The organism is Hydrosulfovibrio ferrireducens (genome assembly GCF_046883345.1).
GTDB classification, from domain to species: domain Bacteria; phylum Desulfobacterota; class Desulfobulbia; order Desulfobulbales; family Desulfurivibrionaceae; genus Thiovibrio; species Thiovibrio ferrireducens.
Genome location: NZ_JALKCW010000001.1, coordinates 1 through 16,116, shown reverse-complemented (window position 1 = coordinate 16,116; position 16,116 = coordinate 1). Strand labels below are relative to the sequence as shown.

Below are 16,116 nucleotides of genomic sequence, written 5' to 3'. Positions count from 1 at the left end.
AGGGTAGTTATGAGACATAGAAAAGCAGGCAAGAGACTTGGCAGGACAACATCCAACCGTCAAGCCATGGTGCGCAATATGGTTACCTCTCTGATCGAGCATGAGAGAATTATTACCACCACCCCCAAGGCCAAGGAAGTGCGCAAGGTGGCTGACCAGATGATTACCCTGGCAAAACGTGGCGATCTTCATGCCCGTCGTCAGGCCTTGTCGTTCATGCAGGACAAAAAGGTTGTGGCTAAACTTTTTGATGTCCTCAAGGATGAATACATGACCCGTGATGGCGGGTATACCCGAATTATCAGAACCGGCAATCGCCTTGGTGATGCAGCCGAAATGGCTATCCTTGAGCTGGTGAATTATGGTGCAGTGAAAGAGGTAAAAGAGGATAATTAGTCTTTACCGCTGGGTTGAAAAGTCGAGGCTGGCTTGAACGTACTGTTCAAGCCAGCTTTTTTTTGTCGAAAACTCAGGGGGGCAGGCCCGCCTCTTGTGCGGGTCGACTTGGCTGGTTGCTGGTTTCTTAGCGCGGCGGCGGCCGGAGAAGATGAAAAAAAACGATACCATCGCCGGTGTCTGTCGGTTAGTATTACTGTTTTTGCTGGCTTGAGCAAAAGGGCATCATGGCATGCTGCGGGTAAATGAAAAAGAGGTTTCCTTCCAGGCCGGAATGACCCTTGCCGACCTGGTGAAGGATCATGCTGCGAGTGGCGAGGCAGACATCCTGCTCGTCAACGGCTATCCTGCGTCCTTGCAAACCATTTTGACCGATGGCGATCAATGCTGGTTGTGGAAGCGGGGAAAGGTCCCTTCCGCGAAAGAGATGCGGCGGCTCTTGTTTGCCCGGCACAGCCCAGGCGTGCAGACTCGTCTGCAAACAAAGGTGGTCGGGATCATGGGTTTGGGAGGCCTTGGATCCCTGGTGGCAATCGCTCTGGCGCGCATGGGCATCGGCGGACTCCTTCTTGCCGATTATGATGTGGTGGAACCCACCAATCTTAACCGGCAGCAGTATTTTGTGGATCAGATCGGCCAGAAGAAAACCGCGGCGTTGCGGGATATTCTGCAGCGGGTGAATCCCCATGTCGCCGTGACCCTTATGGACAGGCGGCTTGCTGAAGATGATATCGGCGGGTTGTTTCATGATGTCCATGCCCTGGTCGAGTGTTTCGATGACCCGGCCATGAAGGCTGCCGGTTTGCGGGCCGCTTTGCATAATCTTCCCGGGGTTTTCTATGTGTGCGCCTCGGGACTTGCCGGATACGGCGAGAATAATGCGATTCGGACCAGGCGATTGTATCCCGGCGTTTATATCGTCGGCGATGAAGTAAGCGGCGCGTCGCCGGGACAAGGACTCATGGCGGCCAGGGTTGGGATTGCCGCCCATCATCAGGCAAACCAGGTGGTTCGCCTTCTCTTAGGCGAGGGGAATGAGGCTGCGTAGATGAAAATTCTCTGCAACGGCGAAGCGCAGGAAACGCCATCCGGAACCCGGGTGGCTGATTATCTCAGCCAGCTCGGTCTGGATGCCTCGTCCGTGGTGGTTGAGTGCGACGGGAAGATATTGACCCGGGAAGAATATGCGAGCCATGTATTGCAGGATGGCTCGGTCCTTGAATTGATACGGTTTGTGGGGGGCGGTTGAGATGTTGACCATTGCGGGGAGAAAATTTCGCTCACGGCTTTTTGGCGGCACCGGGAAGTTTTCCTCGCCGGAGGTCATGAAGGAGGCGCTTGCCGCCTCTGGCTGTGAGATGGTCACCGTGGCCCTGCGTCGCGTTGATCTCAACAACCCGGCCGATGATATCATGAGCGTGCTGGACCGCGACCGCTACCTGTTTTTGCCCAATACCTCCGGGGCGCGGGATGCGGGCGAAGCGATTCGGCTGGCCCGGTTGGCTCGCGCTTCCGGTGGCGGAGAATGGCTCAAGCTCGAGGTGACTCCCGATCCGAGAACCCTGCTTCCCGATCCCATCGAGACCCTGAAGGCCACTGAGGAATTGGTCAAGGAAGGGTTCAAGGTGCTGCCCTACATCAACGCCGATCCGATTTTGGCCCTTCGCCTCCAAGACGCAGGCGCGGTTGCCGTCATGCCCCTTGGTTCGCCCATCGGCACCAATCAGGGGGTGCTGACCCGGTTTCAGATCGAGATCATCATTGCCCAGGCCCAGGTGCCGGTCATTGTTGACGCAGGACTTGGCGCGCCATCCCACGTGGCCGAGGCCATGGAAATGGGCGCCGATGCGGTGCTGGTCAACACGGCCATTGCCGTGGCCGGCGATCCGGTGCGGATGGCCCGGGCCTTTGCCATGGCGGTGCAGGCGGGACGGATTGCTTACGAAGCAGGCCTTGGCGCGGTAAGCAAGGATGCCGCCCCCTCTTCGCCCGACGATGGGCTTGGGTTCTTGCGGTAGCCATGTTCACGATCCCCGACTTTCCAGCATTGCAGGATGCCATCAACCGCGCCACCGAGGTCGAGGTTTTGCTGGCGCTGCGTTCCGGGAGCCCCGGCCTGAATGGGCTTGCCGCCCTGCTCTCCCCTGCGGCCGAACCGCATCTTTCCGCCATGGCCAAACGCTCCGGTGCCATTACCAGTCAGCGTTTCGGCCGGACCATCCAGATGTATGCGCCGGTGTATCTCTCGAGTTTCTGCACCAATCGCTGCGCCTATTGCGGTTTTTCGGCGGGCAATGCCATTGACCGGCGGGTTTTGACCTTTGCCGAGGCGGAAAGCGAGGCCATGATCCTGCACCAGCGCGGATTCAGCCATCTTCTTCTCGTTTCCGGGGAGGCCCCTGCCAAGGTTGGCGTGGAGTATCTCGAAGAATTGGCCCTGCGGCTGCGCGGCCGTTTTGCCGCCTTGTCCATCGAGGTGCAGCCCCTGGCAACCGAGGAATATGCCCGGCTTTTCCAGGCCGGCATTACCTCCGTGGCTGTGTATCAGGAAACCTATGACCGGGACATATACAAGCAGGTGCATCTAGCCGGGCGCAAGGCTGATTTTGACTATCGGTTGGAAACTCCCGCCAGGGCAGCGGCTGCCGGGATGCGGGAGGTCGGAATCGGCGCTCTCTTGGGCCTTGCGGACTGGCGGGCGGAAGGGCTTGCCCTGGGCCTCCATCTTGCCTGGCTGAGGAAGCATTACTGGCGGACCGGACTTACCGTCTCCTTTCCGCGCATGCGTCCGGCGCAAGGGGAATTCAAGCCGCTGGCTCCGGTGAGCGAAAGAAACCTCAGCCAGATGATCTTTGCCCTGCGGATGTTTGATCCGGATGTCGGGTTGTATCTCTCGACCAGGGAGGAGGCCCGGTACCGCGACGGCATGATCGGTCTTGGCCCGACCCGTTATTCGGCGGGCTCATGCACGGCGCCGGGCGGCTACGGCTTGGCAGACGCGGGGGGAGAGCAGTTTGAGGTTGGCGATAACCGGAGCCTTGCCGAGGTGAGCGCCGCCATCCAGCAGAAGGGTTTTGATCCGGTCCGCAAGGATTGGGATGCTGTTTTTCAAACAAAGGAAGACAGGCAGCAGGCTGCCTGAACGATAAATATATGGTTAGGTGTCATGAGCCAAGGCCGTCCATTCATCCCGAGAGATAAGCCCAAATTCTGGGTTATTGCTATTATCGCCGGGCTCTCCGGATTAGGCTTTGGTTTGCTTATGATTGGCGCAGTTTTGTTGGCTCTCCCTCTTTTGAAGGGTTTCTTTATTGGATGTTTTTTAGCATCTTTGGCCACGTTTTTTGTTTCGTCATTTGGGCTCGTTTTTGGCATGCTTGCCGGTCGCTATCGCGGCTTGACCGAAAAGCCGTGGCGTGAACAAGTGTGGTAGTAATGTTGCCTGCCAGTTCATTCAAGTCGAAGATGCTTCACAGGACGGCTTGAATTTAGACGTTTTGATGATGTTAACCAATAAGGACGGAGGGGTGAACCCAATGGCAGATTTGAAGAAAATGTACACCACCATTCTTGGTGACCACTTTCCCATGGAGATGAAGATCACCTTTGGCGACCAGGAGCTGGTTTACCGGAAGAAGACCTGGAAGATCGTGGCCGAGGACGGCAGCGTTGATGAGCGGGGGGTGCGCTACGGCGAAAACCCGGATCAGGAGGCGGCTCTCTACGAGCTGACCAACGGCAATCTGGTGCTGGGCGACTGCCGGTTCATCGAGCCGGGCAAGGGGCTGGTCAGCGGGATCAATGTCGAAGACATGCTCCAGGTGGGCAAGCATCCCGGCAAGATCAACCTTACCGACATCGACAACGGCCTGAATATCATCAAGTATCTCATGGATCGCCCGGCCGCGGTGATTCTCAAGCACAACAACCCCTGCGGCGCTGCCTGCAGCGAGACCTTGGCCCGCGCCTACGACCGGGCCAACCGGGCGGACCGCATCGCCGCCTTTGGCGGGGCGGTGATTCTCAATCGGCCCTGCGACAAGGAAACCGCCGAGCTCTTGAGCAAGAACTACCTGGAAGTTGTTTGCGCTCCGGAGTTCGAGGCAGGCACCCTGGAGATCCTCGCGGCCCGCAAGAATCTGCGCGTCGTGCGGATCAGCCGTATCGACCGGCTCGCTGATTATGAGAAATACCGCTATGTGGATTTCAAGAGCCTGATCGATGGCGGGCTTATTGTCCAGCAGTCGGCGGTGAATTCCATCCGTTCCGTGGCGGACCTCAAGCCCGCGGTCTGCACCGCAAAGGGGCAGGAATACAAGGTGGAGCGCGAGCCCACTCAGCGGGAGATCGACGACATGCTCTTCGGCTGGGCCGTGGAGCACGGGGTGACCTCCAACTCGGTCATCTATGTGAAGGACGGCTGCACGGTGGGCATCGGCACCGGCGAGCAGGACCGGGTCGGCGTGGCCGACATCGCGGTGTACAAGGCCTATACCAAGTATGCCGACATGCTCTGCTTCGACACCTTCGGCCTGCCCTATGCGGACATGGTGCTGGAGATCGAACAGGGCAAAAGGAACAAGGCGGATCAGGAAAAAATAGACTCCCAGACCAAGGCGGACAAGGCAGGATTGCCCGGTTCGGTGATGATTTCCGACGCCTTTTTCCCGTACCGCGACGGCGCGGATGTCGGCATCCGCCAGGGAGTCTCCGCCATCCTCCAGGCGGGCGGTTCCATGCGCGACTTTGAGACCATCCAGGCCTGCAACGAGGCCAAGCCGCAGGTGGCCATGAAGTTCACGGGGCAAAGGTCTTTCAAACACTAGAAATACAGCAGGATCTGCACAAAAAAAGCCCGGCCTTTTCAGGTCGGGCTTTTTTTGTGCAGATCGCTTCGGCCATTGTGCAATGGCGGTCCGCATCAAGTGTCCCCGCCGGTTTATTGAAGGGGATGCGAGTCGGGGAACACAACAGGTTGCGTTGGGTTTATTTCATCCGTGCTGGGTGAACTTGAGGTACGGCTTTGGGCGCGACCTGGGCCGGACCCTGCTGCTGCGGCTGGGCCTGCGACTGGGGCGGGGTTGGCGTCTTGCTCTGTTTTTCCGGATAGAGGCGCAGGCTTATCCTCCGGTTGCGGGGGTCAAAAGGGTTTTCCTTGATAATCGGTTCCGTGGCGGCATACCCGGAGACCCGACGCAGCCTGCTGGAAGGGATGCCGTTTTTTTCCACTTCGACCCTGGCGGCCGAGGCCCTGGCCGTGGAAAGCTCCCAGTTGCCGAACTCTCTATTCGCGTAGCTCACGGCATCGGTGTGGCCCTCGATTTCAACGCGGCTTGAGGTGCTCTTGATGTTGTCGCAGAGTACTTTGAGGATTTTTTGGCCGCTTTCGGTCAGGGTCGTGCTGCCGAGAGGGAACATGGGGTTTCCTTCCTTGTCCATGATATCCACCTTGACCCCGCCTTCAACAACCTCGATGCGTACCTGATCCTTAAGGTCGGCGAGTCGCTGCTCGATCTCCTGCTGCAGTTTGTTTTTAAGCTGTTCCAAACCTGCAGGGCTGGCTTCGCCTTCTGTTTCGCCGGACGCCGGGGTTTGCGCGATGGTGATCTGGGCGGCGGGCTGTGCTTGTTCCGTGGAGATCATCTGGGTGGTTCCGCCTGCGCCGCCCTCAGCAAAGATGCTGTACTCCTGGAAATATTTGGCGAGCTCTTCCTTTTGCGGCTTGGTGGTCATGTTGACCAGCCACATGAGGAGGAAAAAAGCCATCATGCCCGTCATGAAATCGGCAAAGGCCACCTTCCAACTGCCGCCGTGGTGGCCGCCGCCCTGGACCTTCTTGACCTTCTTGATGATTATGCTTTTGTCTTCCACTTCTTGATGGCCTCCTCAACCTCGTTGAAGGAGGGGCGATCGTCTCCGGGGATGGCCCGTCTGCCAGCCTCAACGGCGAATTGGACCATGAAGCTGGTGGAATACGCGGCGAGCAGCGAGGTCTTGATCACCCGCAGATAGGTTTCGCGCTCATGGGCATGATGCTCCAGCTTGGTTCCCATGGGTCCGACGAATCCGTAACAGGCTAGCACGCCGAAGAAGGTGCCGACCAGGGCCGCGCCGATATGGTGGCCCAGAACCTCGGCGGATTCGTTGATATATCCCATGGTGACAACAATGCCGAGAACCGCCGCAACGATACCCAGGCCGGGCAGGGCATCGCCGATCCGGGTGATGCTGTGGGCGGGCAGCATCCGTTCATGCTGGTTGGCCTCCAGGTCGATCTCCATGAGATTGTCCAGTTCGTAGGCCGGGTAATTGGCGCTGAGCATGGTGCGCACCGTATCACAGATGAAATCGGCCGCTTCGCGGTCCTTCATGATGTTGGCGTATTTTTGAAAGAGCGGACTTTTTTCGTGGTCTTCGATGTCTGCCTCAATGGCGACCAGCCCCTCTTTCTTGATCTTGAAAAAGACGGCATTCATGAGCAGCAGCAGCTCCAGATAATGCGCCTTGTTCATGTGGGAATCGGAAAAGATGCCGCCGAGATGCCCGATAATGACCTTTAACGCCTTGGCCGGCGAGGAAATGATCAGGCTGCCGATGGCGGCGCCGAAGATGATGACTACTTCGGCGGGTTGGAAAAGGACGTGGAAATTTCCCTTTGCCATGGCGTAGCCGGCGATGACCGACCCTAAAACAACTGCTATGCCGATGATTGTGAGCATTTTGTTTTTGGTTCCCTATGAAATGTCTATGTCGTTATCTTTTTTACGGTTGGCGCGGGTTTTTTCCCGTGAAACCGGAAAGGTCAGGGTTCAAGCAAGCGTTGACTGATGCGTTGTTCTTTTTGTTTCTTGAGCGCATAGGTGGCAATGGCCTCCTGGATAGCCCCATTTGTCGTGGTAAACTGAATAGCCACCAGGCAGCCGTCCCCTCCGGGGAGGGGGGTTGCCCGGGCAACCGACCCGCCGACCACGACCCAGCAGGGTTGATCCGTGGTCAGGAGCATGTGGACTTCAACAAGATCTCCAACCGCAAGCGGTTCATGGGAGGTAAGCTTGATCCCACTGGCACTCAGGCTTACCTCTTTAACCCGTGTTGCATTCTGTCGCCGGGTAATACGATGAAAATCAAGAAGGGAGTCGAGCTTGGTGTTGATCTGGAGGAGCAACTTGGTCATTGAGGGCTGGGAGTCTTTCTCTTCGTTCTGGCGCGGGAGTTTGTAGAAATCCAGGAGGACGCCCAGCTTGGCCTCGGCCTCGAGGATCATCAGGGTAAAGGATGGGTCGATTTCATGGGAAAGCAGCTTCATGCCGGCGCCGAGTCTTCCCGAATCGGAAAGCGCCACCGGAATCATTCTGGCCACGGGCAGGACGCCGTCTGCGACTTTTCGTACCGATGTTGCCAGCAGATCGTCGATCCGGAAATTTTCCCGGCGATTCTGGACGCTGGTGTTTGCAGGGCTGTCAGTTGGCATGCGTGTAAATCCCTTATGAAATACTGGATATCATACCCGGTTGCGGGGAATTTGGAATAATTTTTTGCGCGGAGAATGCCGCTGCTCTGCCTGAGTGTCATGGCATAGCGAAGAGGCTAATGCACCGAGCAGGAGATGCAGGGGTCGTAGGCTCGCACTAGCATCTCGGCCAGCAGCTCGATCTCCTGGTCTTTTTTTCCGGTTCGGGCGTATTGGCTGGCCAGGGCCTCGATGTCGTGCAGGATGTTGGCGTGGTTCTGGCTGGTGGGGATGACGCAGTCCGCTTTGACCACCTTGCCCTCTTTGTCGAACTGATAATAATGGTAGAGAATGCCCCGGGGAACCTCCACCGCGCCGACCCCTTCCCCTTTTTTCGCTTTTACAGGTTGGCGCGCTTCCTGCCAGGGGCTGCCCAGCAGGGTGTCGATGAGTTGTACGGAATCGAGCACCACCTGCACGCACTCCACCAATTGGGCCACATTGCCCATATAGGGGTTGTGGTTCACCGGCACGAGGCCGAGGAACTTGGAAATCTCCCGTGCGGTGGGGTGAAGCTTGGTAAAATTGTTGTTCAGCCGGGCCAAGGCGCCCACGGCAAAGGAGGGCCGGGAGAGTTTGCTCAGCTTGGAGGTGAAGCCCTTTTGGCAGTATTCATTGGTCATGGCCCGGTACTGGCTTTCCTTTTTGACGACCCCATCCGTTGAGACAAGCCCGCCGCCGATAAAGGGATAGTTGGTGTCGCCCTTGAGGGAGACGAATTCCGTTTCCCGGCTGAAATCCGGGAGGGCAAAGGTTTGAAACAGCTCCGCCGAGGCGAGCAGGTCCGGCACCGAGGCCAGCAGCCGCTGGCGGATCTTTTCCAGCGCCCCTTTTTCCGGCAGCATGGTGAAGCCGCCCACCACGGTTCGGGTGGGGTGCAAACGTCTGCCGCCGATGATGTCGCAGGCATCGTTGGCCAGCAGCTTGAGGCGCAGAGCGCGCTGCACCACCTCCGGGTGGGTTGTGGCCAGGGGCAGAACGCTGCCCGCGCCGAGGAAATCAGGGGCCGCAAGAAAGAACAGGTGCAGGATATGGCTCTGCAGGGTTTCCATGTGCTTGAGCAGGAGCCTCAGGTTCGCGGTCTGGGTCGAAGGCGTGATGCCGAAGGCATTTTCCACCGACCGAATGCTGGCCAGGGTATGGCCGATGGAGCAGATCCCGCAGATTCGCCCGCAGATATAGGGGGCGTTTTCCCAGTGCTTGCCCACCAGCATGGCCTCAAAAAAGCGCGGCGTTTCCACCACCTCCCATTGCGCCTTTTTGACCACCCCGTTCTTGATGCTGATGTGGATGTTGCCGTGGCCTTCCACCCGGGTCAGGTGGTGGACATTGACCTCGCAGGAGAGCTTCATGATTTTTTCCTTCCGGCCGGGGCCTTTTGAGTGACCGGGGATTTTTTGGCCTTGGGGCGGAGTGTGTCGGCGAAAGAGGCAAAGCCGCCGAAACATTCCAACCGGTCGAGGATGGTCTCGCGGTCAAAACCGTAGGTGCGCATGATTTCTTCCAGTTGTTTGATGTTGGCCCCGTCAGCCGGGCCGCGGCAACCCCAGCACCCTCTGCGGTTGCTGGGGCACCAGGCATCGCAGCCCGCCCGGGTGACCGGGCCGAGGCAGGGCTCGCCGAGCTCGAACAGGCAAATGTTTTCGTTGGCCTTGCATTCCATGCATACCGGGTATTCCGGATGGCGTACCGTTTTGCCCAGCACCAGATCGGTGACGATTCTTTCGACCTCCTCCTTCTTGATGGGGCAGCCGAAGATTTCGAGATCCACCTGGACGAAATCCGCCAGGGGATGCACCTCCATGGTCTCAATGGGAAAATCGTCGTACACCTCTTTTTTGACCCACTCCAGATCGCGGAAACGGTTTTTGAGTTGGTTGACCCCGCCGAAGCAGGCGCAGGAGCCAAGGGCGACCAGAATCTTGGCGTGCTTGCGGATTGCGGTGAGCCGGGCGATCTCGTCCTTGCGGGTGACGCTGCCCTCGACAAAGGCGATGTCGTAGTTGTCCCCGCGTTCGCTCATGCCTTCGCGGAAATTGACGATCTCCACCAGATTGAGAAAATCCAGCAGGGTGGCTTCGTTGTTCAAAAGTTGCAACTGGCATCCCTCGCAGGAGCTGAGTTCAAAGAAGCCGACCTTTGGCCGGGCAAGGGGGACGCCGAGGTAGGAGAGTGGTTCGCTCATCTCAGATCGCCTCCTTGAGGTTCATCACCGACCAGTAATCAAAGACCGGGCCGTCCAGGCAGGTGTAGGTCGAGCCGATGTTGCAGCGGCAGCATTTGCCCCGACCGCAATGCATGCGGCGCTCCAGGGAGACGAACATCTTCTGCATGGGCAGTCCGGCCTCGGTCAACATCTTGCAGACGAAATGAAACATCACCGGCGGCCCGCAGACGATGGCGTAGGTGTTCTCGCGCAGGCTGGTTGTCTGGCCGATCCGTTCCTTGAGGAGTTCGGTGATCAGGCCGGTGCGCCCCTGCCAAGCCTTGTCCGCTTTGTCCACCGTAATGCCGAGGGTGATGTCGAAGCGTTGCCATTCCTCGTACTGGTAGGTGAAGAGCAGTTCCGCCGGACTCTTGGCGCCGTACATGATGTCCACCCGGCCGTATCTGCTCCGGTTTTCCAGTACGGCCAGCAGGGGTGAACGCAGGGGCACGATGCCCAACCCCCCACCGATGAGCAGAATGTTGTTGCCCTGCATTTTCTCCAAGGGGAAATGGGTGCCGAACGGTCCGCTTATCCCCACCCTGGCGCCCCGTTCCAACTTGGCGAGAAAATTGGTGAGATTGCCCACCGCCCGGATGCAGAGCTCAAGGTCGCCGCGCCGCACCGGGGAAGAGGAGATGGAAAACGGCGCTTCGCCGATGCCTGGCAGCTCGAGCATGACGAACTGCCCAGGCTGAAAGGAGAAGCGGTTGCGCAGCTCGGGGTCGATGATCTGGATCTGGTAGAGCTTTTCCGTGGCGGTGAGCGGGTAGATGCTGGTGATCTCGGCGGGCAGGGTGTATTCGAAGCTGCCCGGGTCTTGCTTGCGGTGTGCGCCGGCGGTTCCGCCGAGAACGTCGATGAAGTGGAGTTTGTTTTGCATGGCTTATTCCTTGCCCCGGACGCTGGCGATGACTTCGGGAGGGGCGATGTCGGCAAGGCAGGCTGTGCCGCAGCGGCCGCAGCCCACGCAGAGGGATTCTTCAAAGGCCTCCACGAAACCGCGATGCTTGTGATAGTAGCGGTATTTCAACCGGCTGGCGCTTGTGGGCCGGAAGTTGTGGCCGCCGGCCACCTTGGCAAAATCGATGAGGTTGCAGGAGTGCAGGGATTTTGTCTTGCGAGCGTGCTGCAGGTCGAGATCGACATGCTCTTCGACGCCATAGCAGTAACAGGTGGGGCAGACATTGGCGCAGGTGCCGCAGGAAAGACATTTTTCGCCCCAGGCATCCCAGGCCGGGGATTCAAATTCAAGGTCGAGGATCTTGGTGAGATCCGAGGTTTCCACCGTGGCGGTGTAGTGCTTGTTTTTCCCGTTGGTTGCCTGCTTGTAGAGGCCGAGGTCTTTGGCGCTCGGATCCTTGCAGTTGATTTGGCTCAGCAGGTCAAAGGCCGTGGCGGTAAGAATTTCGGCAAAATATTTGCCGCCCAGGTCGGTGAGAAACAGGTCGAAGCCGTGGATGGCGGAGTCGGTTCCCATGGAGCGGCAGAAACATTGGGGTTCCGGCTTGCAGTCAATCCCGATGATGAAGAGGTTTTTTCGTTTGCCCATGTAGTATGGGTTTGGGTAGGTGCTTTGCGCCAGGACCAGGTCCAGCTTGTTCAGGGCATTGATGTCGCAGGCGTGCATGCCGAAGAAGACCAGGGGGCGGTAGACATTGAAATCCACATGCTTTTCCCAGTCGTTACGGTTTACGGCAAAGGTGGACAAGGTTTCCTGGTAGGGAAGGACAAAGCGTTTGGGCGAATGCACCGTCTGGGTGTAGTCAAGGGCAAGTTCGTTAAAATCGTAGACCACATCGAAGTCGTACAGGGGCTTGCCGTTGCGGTCATTGCCCTTGGTAACGGGGCCGACAATGATGTTGACGGCCAGCAGCTCATGAAGGCGGGCGAGCTCCTGCTTTTTGAAGACCTTGAAGATCATGACAGCCCTCCTCGGCAGAGTGGGAACGGCGTAATCGTTAAAGAGAGCGTCTCTTGGTTATGGGATATAACGATCGGCCCCCGGCTGTCAAGCAATTGTCCGCTGGCGGAACTATCTTGCGACGACGAAAGATTCGGGGAAGCCCGCGCCCGCCAAGATTTGTTCCATCTGTTTTGCCGCGGTCAAGGTTGAGCCTGCCTTGACTTGAACGCGGTAGAAGATCTGATCGCCCCGTTCATGGCGAACGGTCTCGGTTTCCCTTCCCCCCCTGTTCATCTTGTCCTTCAACCGGTCGGCATTCTCCCGGACGGTGAAGGCGCCGATTTGCACATAAAAATCACCCTTCTGGAAATCCTCGTGGGGCAGAAAACGGGCCGCAGTCTTGTTGTCTGCAAGTTGGATGGTTTCCGCCTCGCCCAAAGCGGTGATCCGGACCCTGCCGGTTCCGGCCTTGATGATGCCGAGATCCCTGGCCACATTGTAGGAAAGATCGATGATTCTGCTCCCCACGAAAGGGCCGCGGTCATTGATCCGTACCGTGGTGGAGCGGCCGGTGTCGAGGTTTTCCACCAGAAGCCTGGTGTTCATGGGCAAGGTCTTGTGGGCCGCGGTCCAATCGTACATATTGTAGGTCTCGCCGTTTGAGGTCTTGCGGCCATGGAAGGGATTGCCGTACCAGGAGGCAGTGCCGGTTTCCACATACCCTTCTGCCGAGGGCAGCGGGTAGTAGGTTTTGCCGTCAATCTGGTAGGGCCTTTGCGTGGCGGGGATGCGGCCTGCCTTGGCTGCGGGTTTGGGCCGGGGCGGTGTAGCCTGTGGCGGCGGGGTGCTTTTGAGTACCGTGGTGCAGCCGGAAAAGGTTGCCCCGCATAGAAACAGGAGCGCGGGGAGGAAAATTGCTCGGATATGTTTTTGGCAGATCATGGTTGTATCTCTGTGGGCAGGTTGGGTGTGAGCCGTTCGTTGAAAAATGCTCCGGCCTTGCCAACGGTGTGCGGGGTGTAGGGGAGATAGCGCTGTTGCCTGGGCGCCACTCCCACATTGTCGAAAAGTACCTTTTTGTTTGCGTCCGCCATGGAGAGGTGCAGGTCCAGGATGGGCCGGAAGATATGGAGCATGCCGTCCGTCCCAATGCCGATCAGGGGGCTTTCCCAGCGACGCAGCTCGTAGCCCTTGAGCCACAGGCTTGGGCTTGACGCCTCGTTGATCTTGTCCCGCAGGGAAGTCCCTTGGCCGGGGGGATTGTCCAGTTGTTCCTCCACCTCGCGGCTGCCCTGTACACTGAGCCGTGACCAGGCGGGATGGTCGGGGTTATCGATGCGGAGCAGATGGGTCCCCTGGTCGTTAAAGGACCACTGGCTGTGGCACACGGTGCAATGGGCCTTTTTTCCGTACTGTTTGTGGGCCGGATGGACAAGTTTGGGCACCACGAGTTTCTTGCCGGTCAGCCGGGCGAAGAGCACCAGCCGATTCTCCTCAACCTGCAGGTTGTCCAAGGGGATGGGCAACCCTGTGCGCCAGCCGTGGCAACCGAGGCAGGTTACGGCCTTTTCTTTTTTCCCGGCACCACTGTGTCCGCCCATGAGTTCCGCCCCGGAGTGGCAATCGATGCAGGCCATGCCTTTTTGCTGATGGATGTCCGGGGCCAACTGGTGGAACTCAACCCCGTAGGGCCGGGTTTCGCTGCCATCGGTGCGGTAGGGGGTGCGGTACTCCAGATTGAAGTCGTGCTCAAAGCGGCCATAATAGTCGGCCCCCACGAAGTTGCCGTAATGGCAGTGCAGGCACTGGCTGTCCCCTGGCGATTTGCTGAAGGCATGGCTGGTCATTGTGCCGTTGGTGTAGGCGAGATGGCAGGCGGCGCAGCCCGTGCCGCGCACCGTTTCCGGGTAGCTGTCGCCGGAGTTATATGCGTGGCAGCGCAGGCAGCGGCGGCGCAACAGGTCGTCGGCCAGATCGAGGGAGGACCCGATTGTTTCATGGGTAGGGATTTGCGTAAGCGAGGCAAGGGGGGCTTGGGCACCAAAGGCTGTCCTTACAGCGTTGACCTCGTTTTTTGCGGTGAAATGCAGCGAAGTAGCGGCCTCGGCCACCTGCCGGGCATGGCAGCCACCGCAGCCTTTCTGCATCTGGTCCGGATGGGCGGGCTGGCTGATGAGCCCGGCATGGGCCAGCTCCTGCGTTGCTCCTTTCGGGTTTCCACCGTGGCAGTCGGTGCAGGCGAGATTGTGGCTGGGGTCGAGACGGACCTCCGGGTGGCAGCTTTCGCAACCGGGCGGGCGGGCCGGAGTTTCTTGGACAACAGGCTTTTCCGGAGCCTTACTTTCCTTGCAACCGGAAAGAGCAAGAGCCAGCAGGCAGAGAAACAGCAGGATGACGCGGTTTTTTGTGGTGAGGCGGAAGGGCATGGCGGACGTGTATCCTCGGGCTTGATAAATGTTCCCGTCATACTACCTTATTTGCGGCACAGGCAACAAGCCGCAATTTCAATGGGAAAAGAGAATCTGCCCGCTGCTTTTGCGCAGGAAAGGGAAAGTATCCACAGGTTATGCCTGACATATAGTGGCTGAAATTCTTTGACAACCGGAGATTATTTCTCTACACCCTTTGCAGGCTCCTTTTTTGAGTTGTTTGGGCTCAAAAAACACGGATATTATTTCGCGCGACTCATCCGTAGATGGAGTGGTTTGCCTTTTTTGACAGGGGTTCCATGGGGTAGGAGGCAGTATCAGTTGAGGAAGAAAGGAGGAAGAGATGGATAACTTGCATAAGTTCCCAGCGGTTGCTCCTTATGGGTCGTTAGTCGTCTAAAAAAGGCAGGAAGTTGTTCAAATGAGTGGGGCCACTTCTAACAATACACATGGGAGAAACGAACCATGAGGAACAAAAAGGTTTTCTTGATTATCGCCGCGCTTTTATTCTACACACAGGCACAGGCGTTTGCGGGTGGCCTGACCATAAAGGTCAATCCAAACCTTGTGGATGAACAGACGCAGCAACGTCTTAAGAGGATGGACGAGAGCGATGCCTGGAGGGATGTGAGAGAGAAACAAGCCGCCGAGAGCGCGGCGAGAGCGCCGCAAGCCCCATCCCGCGCTGCCCCCGTAATGAGCCAAAACACCGCAAGGACAAGCGTGAATACACCAAGGAAAGCCGCAACAGGAAATACTGGCCGAAAATCATGAAGGTTAAGGAAATGATCACAGGTGAGTGATCACAAGGATCAACAGGAACAACAGGGGCAGGCTTCCAAGCTAATTATTAAAACTACTACTGACAATGAAGAGTTCCCAAGGATATTTGAAGAACGCAAGGATTCTTGCGCGATTAGAGTTTCAATCATCCGCACCAAATAGGTGAATTGCAAATTGCAAGGAGTAGGGGTAGGGGCGCTGGTGAGTTCAAAATAAGGGGACACCATACCTTATAAATTGCCGGATGCCCCTCCTGTGATGTTGATAGCTTTCGCTTGACGCCATAACGTCACAACGTTATATTGTGTGCAGGAGGTATTCGCCATGGGCGCACTCACCAAACGGGCAACCGTGTATTTTGACCCAGCCATGCACCGGGCGCTTCAACACAAGGCGCTGGTGACATCCCGATCTCTTTCCGATATCGTCAACGAGGCGATACGTCATGCGCTGGCCGAGGATGCGGAAGACTTGGCCGCCTTTGAGGCGCGGGTCAACGAGCCGCTGGTTTCCTATGAAACTGTGTTGAAAGAGCTCAAGGCCAATGGCCGTCTATAGCATCTTTTTCAAAGAGTCGGTCAGGAAGGACCTGGACTCCATTCCCAAAAATGACCTGCAACGGATCATCGAACGCATAGGAAGCCTTGCCGAGCAGCCCCGTCCCGTGGGTTGCGAAAAACTCTCCGGCCAGGAAAAGTACCGCCTTCGGCAAGGGAATTACCGCATCATCTATTCGATACAAGATGGGTGTGTAAAGAATTTTGTGTAAATGGTTTTTGTGATCAAAGTTCCGGCAGCCTGTCTTCAAACATGATGCTGAACTGATTCAGCGCCGATTTCCAGTTTTTAATCGGCATCGTCCAGCGTTTCGAAATATTCGTCAGCG

At 57.6% G+C, this 16,116-nt stretch carries 19 protein-coding genes; 10 read left to right on the top strand and 9 right to left on the bottom strand.

All coding sequences use genetic code 11. From position 1 onward, the window contains the following. The first annotated feature begins 9 nt into the window (after positions 1–9). The 7 genes from rplQ (at position 10) to MWR57_RS00065 (ending at position 5,222) form a co-directional block, all read left to right on the top strand. On the top strand, positions 10–396 hold the full coding sequence (gene rplQ, locus MWR57_RS00095) for a 50S ribosomal protein L17 (protein WP_423122745.1): 387 nt from the start codon (positions 10–12) through the stop codon (positions 394–396). 232 nt (positions 397–628) lie between these two features. Continuing rightward, positions 629–1,444, top strand: a complete 816-nt coding sequence (thiF, locus tag MWR57_RS00090) for a sulfur carrier protein ThiS adenylyltransferase ThiF (RefSeq protein WP_423122744.1) — start codon at positions 629–631, stop codon at positions 1,442–1,444. Further along, on the top strand, positions 1,445–1,645 hold the full coding sequence (gene thiS / locus MWR57_RS00085; protein WP_423122743.1) for a sulfur carrier protein ThiS: 201 nt from the start codon (positions 1,445–1,447) through the stop codon (positions 1,643–1,645). Between the two features lies 1 nt (position 1,646). After that, positions 1,647–2,414, top strand: a complete 768-nt coding sequence (locus MWR57_RS00080; RefSeq protein WP_423122742.1) for a thiazole synthase — start codon at positions 1,647–1,649, stop codon at positions 2,412–2,414. Between the two features lie 2 nt (positions 2,415–2,416). Beyond that, positions 2,417–3,538, top strand: coding sequence for a 2-iminoacetate synthase ThiH (thiH, locus tag MWR57_RS00075; protein ID WP_423122741.1), 1,122 nt, complete (start codon positions 2,417–2,419; stop codon positions 3,536–3,538). A gap of 24 nt (positions 3,539–3,562) precedes the next feature. Further along, on the top strand, positions 3,563–3,829 hold the full coding sequence (locus MWR57_RS00070) for a hypothetical protein (RefSeq protein ID WP_423122740.1): 267 nt from the start codon (positions 3,563–3,565) through the stop codon (positions 3,827–3,829). 103 nt (positions 3,830–3,932) lie between these two features. Continuing rightward, positions 3,933–5,222, top strand: a complete 1,290-nt coding sequence (locus tag MWR57_RS00065) for an IMP cyclohydrolase (RefSeq protein WP_423122739.1) — start codon at positions 3,933–3,935, stop codon at positions 5,220–5,222. 160 nt (positions 5,223–5,382) lie between these two features. Here the strand turns inward: MWR57_RS00065 and MWR57_RS00060 are convergent, their stop codons facing one another. From MWR57_RS00060 to MWR57_RS00020, 9 genes are all read right to left on the bottom strand, one after another. Beyond that, on the bottom strand, positions 5,383–6,267 hold the full coding sequence (locus MWR57_RS00060; RefSeq protein WP_423122738.1) for a flagellar motor protein MotB: 885 nt from the start codon (positions 6,265–6,267) through the stop codon (positions 5,383–5,385). Then, positions 6,249–7,115 carry a flagellar motor stator protein MotA gene (gene motA / locus MWR57_RS00055; RefSeq protein ID WP_423122737.1) on the bottom strand — a complete coding sequence of 289 codons (867 nt, stop codon included), beginning with the start codon at positions 7,113–7,115 and terminating at the stop codon, positions 6,249–6,251. Before motA ends, MWR57_RS00060 begins: the two co-directional genes overlap by 19 nt. A gap of 83 nt (positions 7,116–7,198) precedes the next feature. After that, positions 7,199–7,867, bottom strand: coding sequence for a PilZ domain-containing protein (locus tag MWR57_RS00050; protein ID WP_423122736.1), 669 nt, complete (start codon positions 7,865–7,867; stop codon positions 7,199–7,201). 116 nt (positions 7,868–7,983) lie between these two features. Next, a complete protein-coding gene (locus MWR57_RS00045) occupies positions 7,984–9,258 on the bottom strand; it encodes a Ni/Fe hydrogenase subunit alpha (RefSeq protein ID WP_423122735.1) in 1,275 nt (424 codons plus the stop codon). Continuing rightward, on the bottom strand, positions 9,255–10,091 hold the full coding sequence (locus tag MWR57_RS00040) for an NADH-quinone oxidoreductase subunit B family protein (RefSeq protein WP_423122734.1): 837 nt from the start codon (positions 10,089–10,091) through the stop codon (positions 9,255–9,257). The genes MWR57_RS00045 and MWR57_RS00040 overlap by 4 nt, the downstream gene beginning before the upstream one ends. A 1-nt stretch (position 10,092) precedes the next feature. Next, entirely contained in the window at positions 10,093–10,995 is a 903-nt protein-coding gene (locus tag MWR57_RS00035; protein WP_423122733.1) for an FAD/NAD(P)-binding protein, read from the bottom strand. Positions 10,996–10,998: 3 nt separating this feature from the next. After that, the gene (locus tag MWR57_RS00030; RefSeq protein ID WP_423122732.1) at positions 10,999–12,036 is read right to left on the bottom strand and encodes a 4Fe-4S dicluster domain-containing protein; all 1,038 of its coding nucleotides are present in this window, start codon (positions 12,034–12,036) and stop codon (positions 10,999–11,001) included. A 111-nt stretch (positions 12,037–12,147) separates the two neighbouring features. After that, positions 12,148–12,960 carry a septal ring lytic transglycosylase RlpA family protein gene (locus tag MWR57_RS00025; RefSeq protein ID WP_423122731.1) on the bottom strand — a complete coding sequence of 271 codons (813 nt, stop codon included), beginning with the start codon at positions 12,958–12,960 and terminating at the stop codon, positions 12,148–12,150. Then, positions 12,957–14,444 (bottom strand): hypothetical protein, encoded by a 1,488-nt coding sequence (locus MWR57_RS00020; protein ID WP_423122730.1) that lies wholly within the window; start codon positions 14,442–14,444, stop codon positions 12,957–12,959. Before MWR57_RS00020 ends, MWR57_RS00025 begins: the two co-directional genes overlap by 4 nt. Before the next feature lie 468 nt (positions 14,445–14,912). On the opposite strand from MWR57_RS00020, the gene MWR57_RS00015 reads away from it, so the two are divergent. The 3 genes from MWR57_RS00015 to MWR57_RS00005 all read left to right on the top strand — a co-directional run bounded on the left by MWR57_RS00015 (position 14,913) and on the right by MWR57_RS00005 (position 15,999). Further along, positions 14,913–15,221: a hypothetical protein gene (locus MWR57_RS00015; protein ID WP_423122729.1), complete on the top strand. Its 309-nt coding sequence runs from the start codon at positions 14,913–14,915 to the stop codon at positions 15,219–15,221. Positions 15,222–15,554: 333 nt separating this feature from the next. Then, a complete protein-coding gene (locus MWR57_RS00010; RefSeq protein WP_423122728.1) occupies positions 15,555–15,788 on the top strand; it encodes a CopG family transcriptional regulator in 234 nt (77 codons plus the stop codon). Further along, positions 15,775–15,999, top strand: a complete 225-nt coding sequence (locus MWR57_RS00005) for a type II toxin-antitoxin system RelE family toxin (RefSeq protein WP_423122727.1) — start codon at positions 15,775–15,777, stop codon at positions 15,997–15,999. The genes MWR57_RS00010 and MWR57_RS00005 overlap by 14 nt, the downstream gene beginning before the upstream one ends. Positions 16,000–16,116: the final 117 nt, after the last annotated feature.

What these genes read in the sequence shown, in the direction of transcription:
- rplQ (WP_423122745.1), top strand. Translation starts at nt 10, where the DNA reads ATGAGACATAGAAAAGCAGGCAAGAGACTTGGCAGGACAACATCCAAC.
- thiF (WP_423122744.1), top strand. Translation starts at nt 629, where the DNA reads ATGCTGCGGGTAAATGAAAAAGAGGTTTCCTTCCAGGCCGGAATGACC.
- thiS (WP_423122743.1), top strand. Translation starts at nt 1,445, where the DNA reads ATGAAAATTCTCTGCAACGGCGAAGCGCAGGAAACGCCATCCGGAACC.
- MWR57_RS00080 (WP_423122742.1), top strand. Translation starts at nt 1,647, where the DNA reads ATGTTGACCATTGCGGGGAGAAAATTTCGCTCACGGCTTTTTGGCGGC.
- thiH (WP_423122741.1), top strand. Translation starts at nt 2,417, where the DNA reads ATGTTCACGATCCCCGACTTTCCAGCATTGCAGGATGCCATCAACCGC.
- MWR57_RS00070 (WP_423122740.1), top strand. Translation starts at nt 3,563, where the DNA reads ATGAGCCAAGGCCGTCCATTCATCCCGAGAGATAAGCCCAAATTCTGG.
- MWR57_RS00065 (WP_423122739.1), top strand. Translation starts at nt 3,933, where the DNA reads ATGGCAGATTTGAAGAAAATGTACACCACCATTCTTGGTGACCACTTT.
- motA (WP_423122737.1), bottom strand. Translation starts at nt 7,115, where the DNA reads ATGCTCACAATCATCGGCATAGCAGTTGTTTTAGGGTCGGTCATCGCC.
- MWR57_RS00050 (WP_423122736.1), bottom strand. Translation starts at nt 7,867, where the DNA reads ATGCCAACTGACAGCCCTGCAAACACCAGCGTCCAGAATCGCCGGGAA.
- MWR57_RS00045 (WP_423122735.1), bottom strand. Translation starts at nt 9,258, where the DNA reads ATGAAGCTCTCCTGCGAGGTCAATGTCCACCACCTGACCCGGGTGGAA.
- MWR57_RS00040 (WP_423122734.1), bottom strand. Translation starts at nt 10,091, where the DNA reads ATGAGCGAACCACTCTCCTACCTCGGCGTCCCCCTTGCCCGGCCAAAG.
- MWR57_RS00035 (WP_423122733.1), bottom strand. Translation starts at nt 10,995, where the DNA reads ATGCAAAACAAACTCCACTTCATCGACGTTCTCGGCGGAACCGCCGGC.
- MWR57_RS00030 (WP_423122732.1), bottom strand. Translation starts at nt 12,036, where the DNA reads ATGATCTTCAAGGTCTTCAAAAAGCAGGAGCTCGCCCGCCTTCATGAG.
- MWR57_RS00025 (WP_423122731.1), bottom strand. Translation starts at nt 12,960, where the DNA reads ATGATCTGCCAAAAACATATCCGAGCAATTTTCCTCCCCGCGCTCCTG.
- MWR57_RS00020 (WP_423122730.1), bottom strand. Translation starts at nt 14,444, where the DNA reads ATGCCCTTCCGCCTCACCACAAAAAACCGCGTCATCCTGCTGTTTCTC.
- MWR57_RS00015 (WP_423122729.1), top strand. Translation starts at nt 14,913, where the DNA reads ATGAGGAACAAAAAGGTTTTCTTGATTATCGCCGCGCTTTTATTCTAC.
- MWR57_RS00010 (WP_423122728.1), top strand. Translation starts at nt 15,555, where the DNA reads ATGGGCGCACTCACCAAACGGGCAACCGTGTATTTTGACCCAGCCATG.
- MWR57_RS00005 (WP_423122727.1), top strand. Translation starts at nt 15,775, where the DNA reads ATGGCCGTCTATAGCATCTTTTTCAAAGAGTCGGTCAGGAAGGACCTG.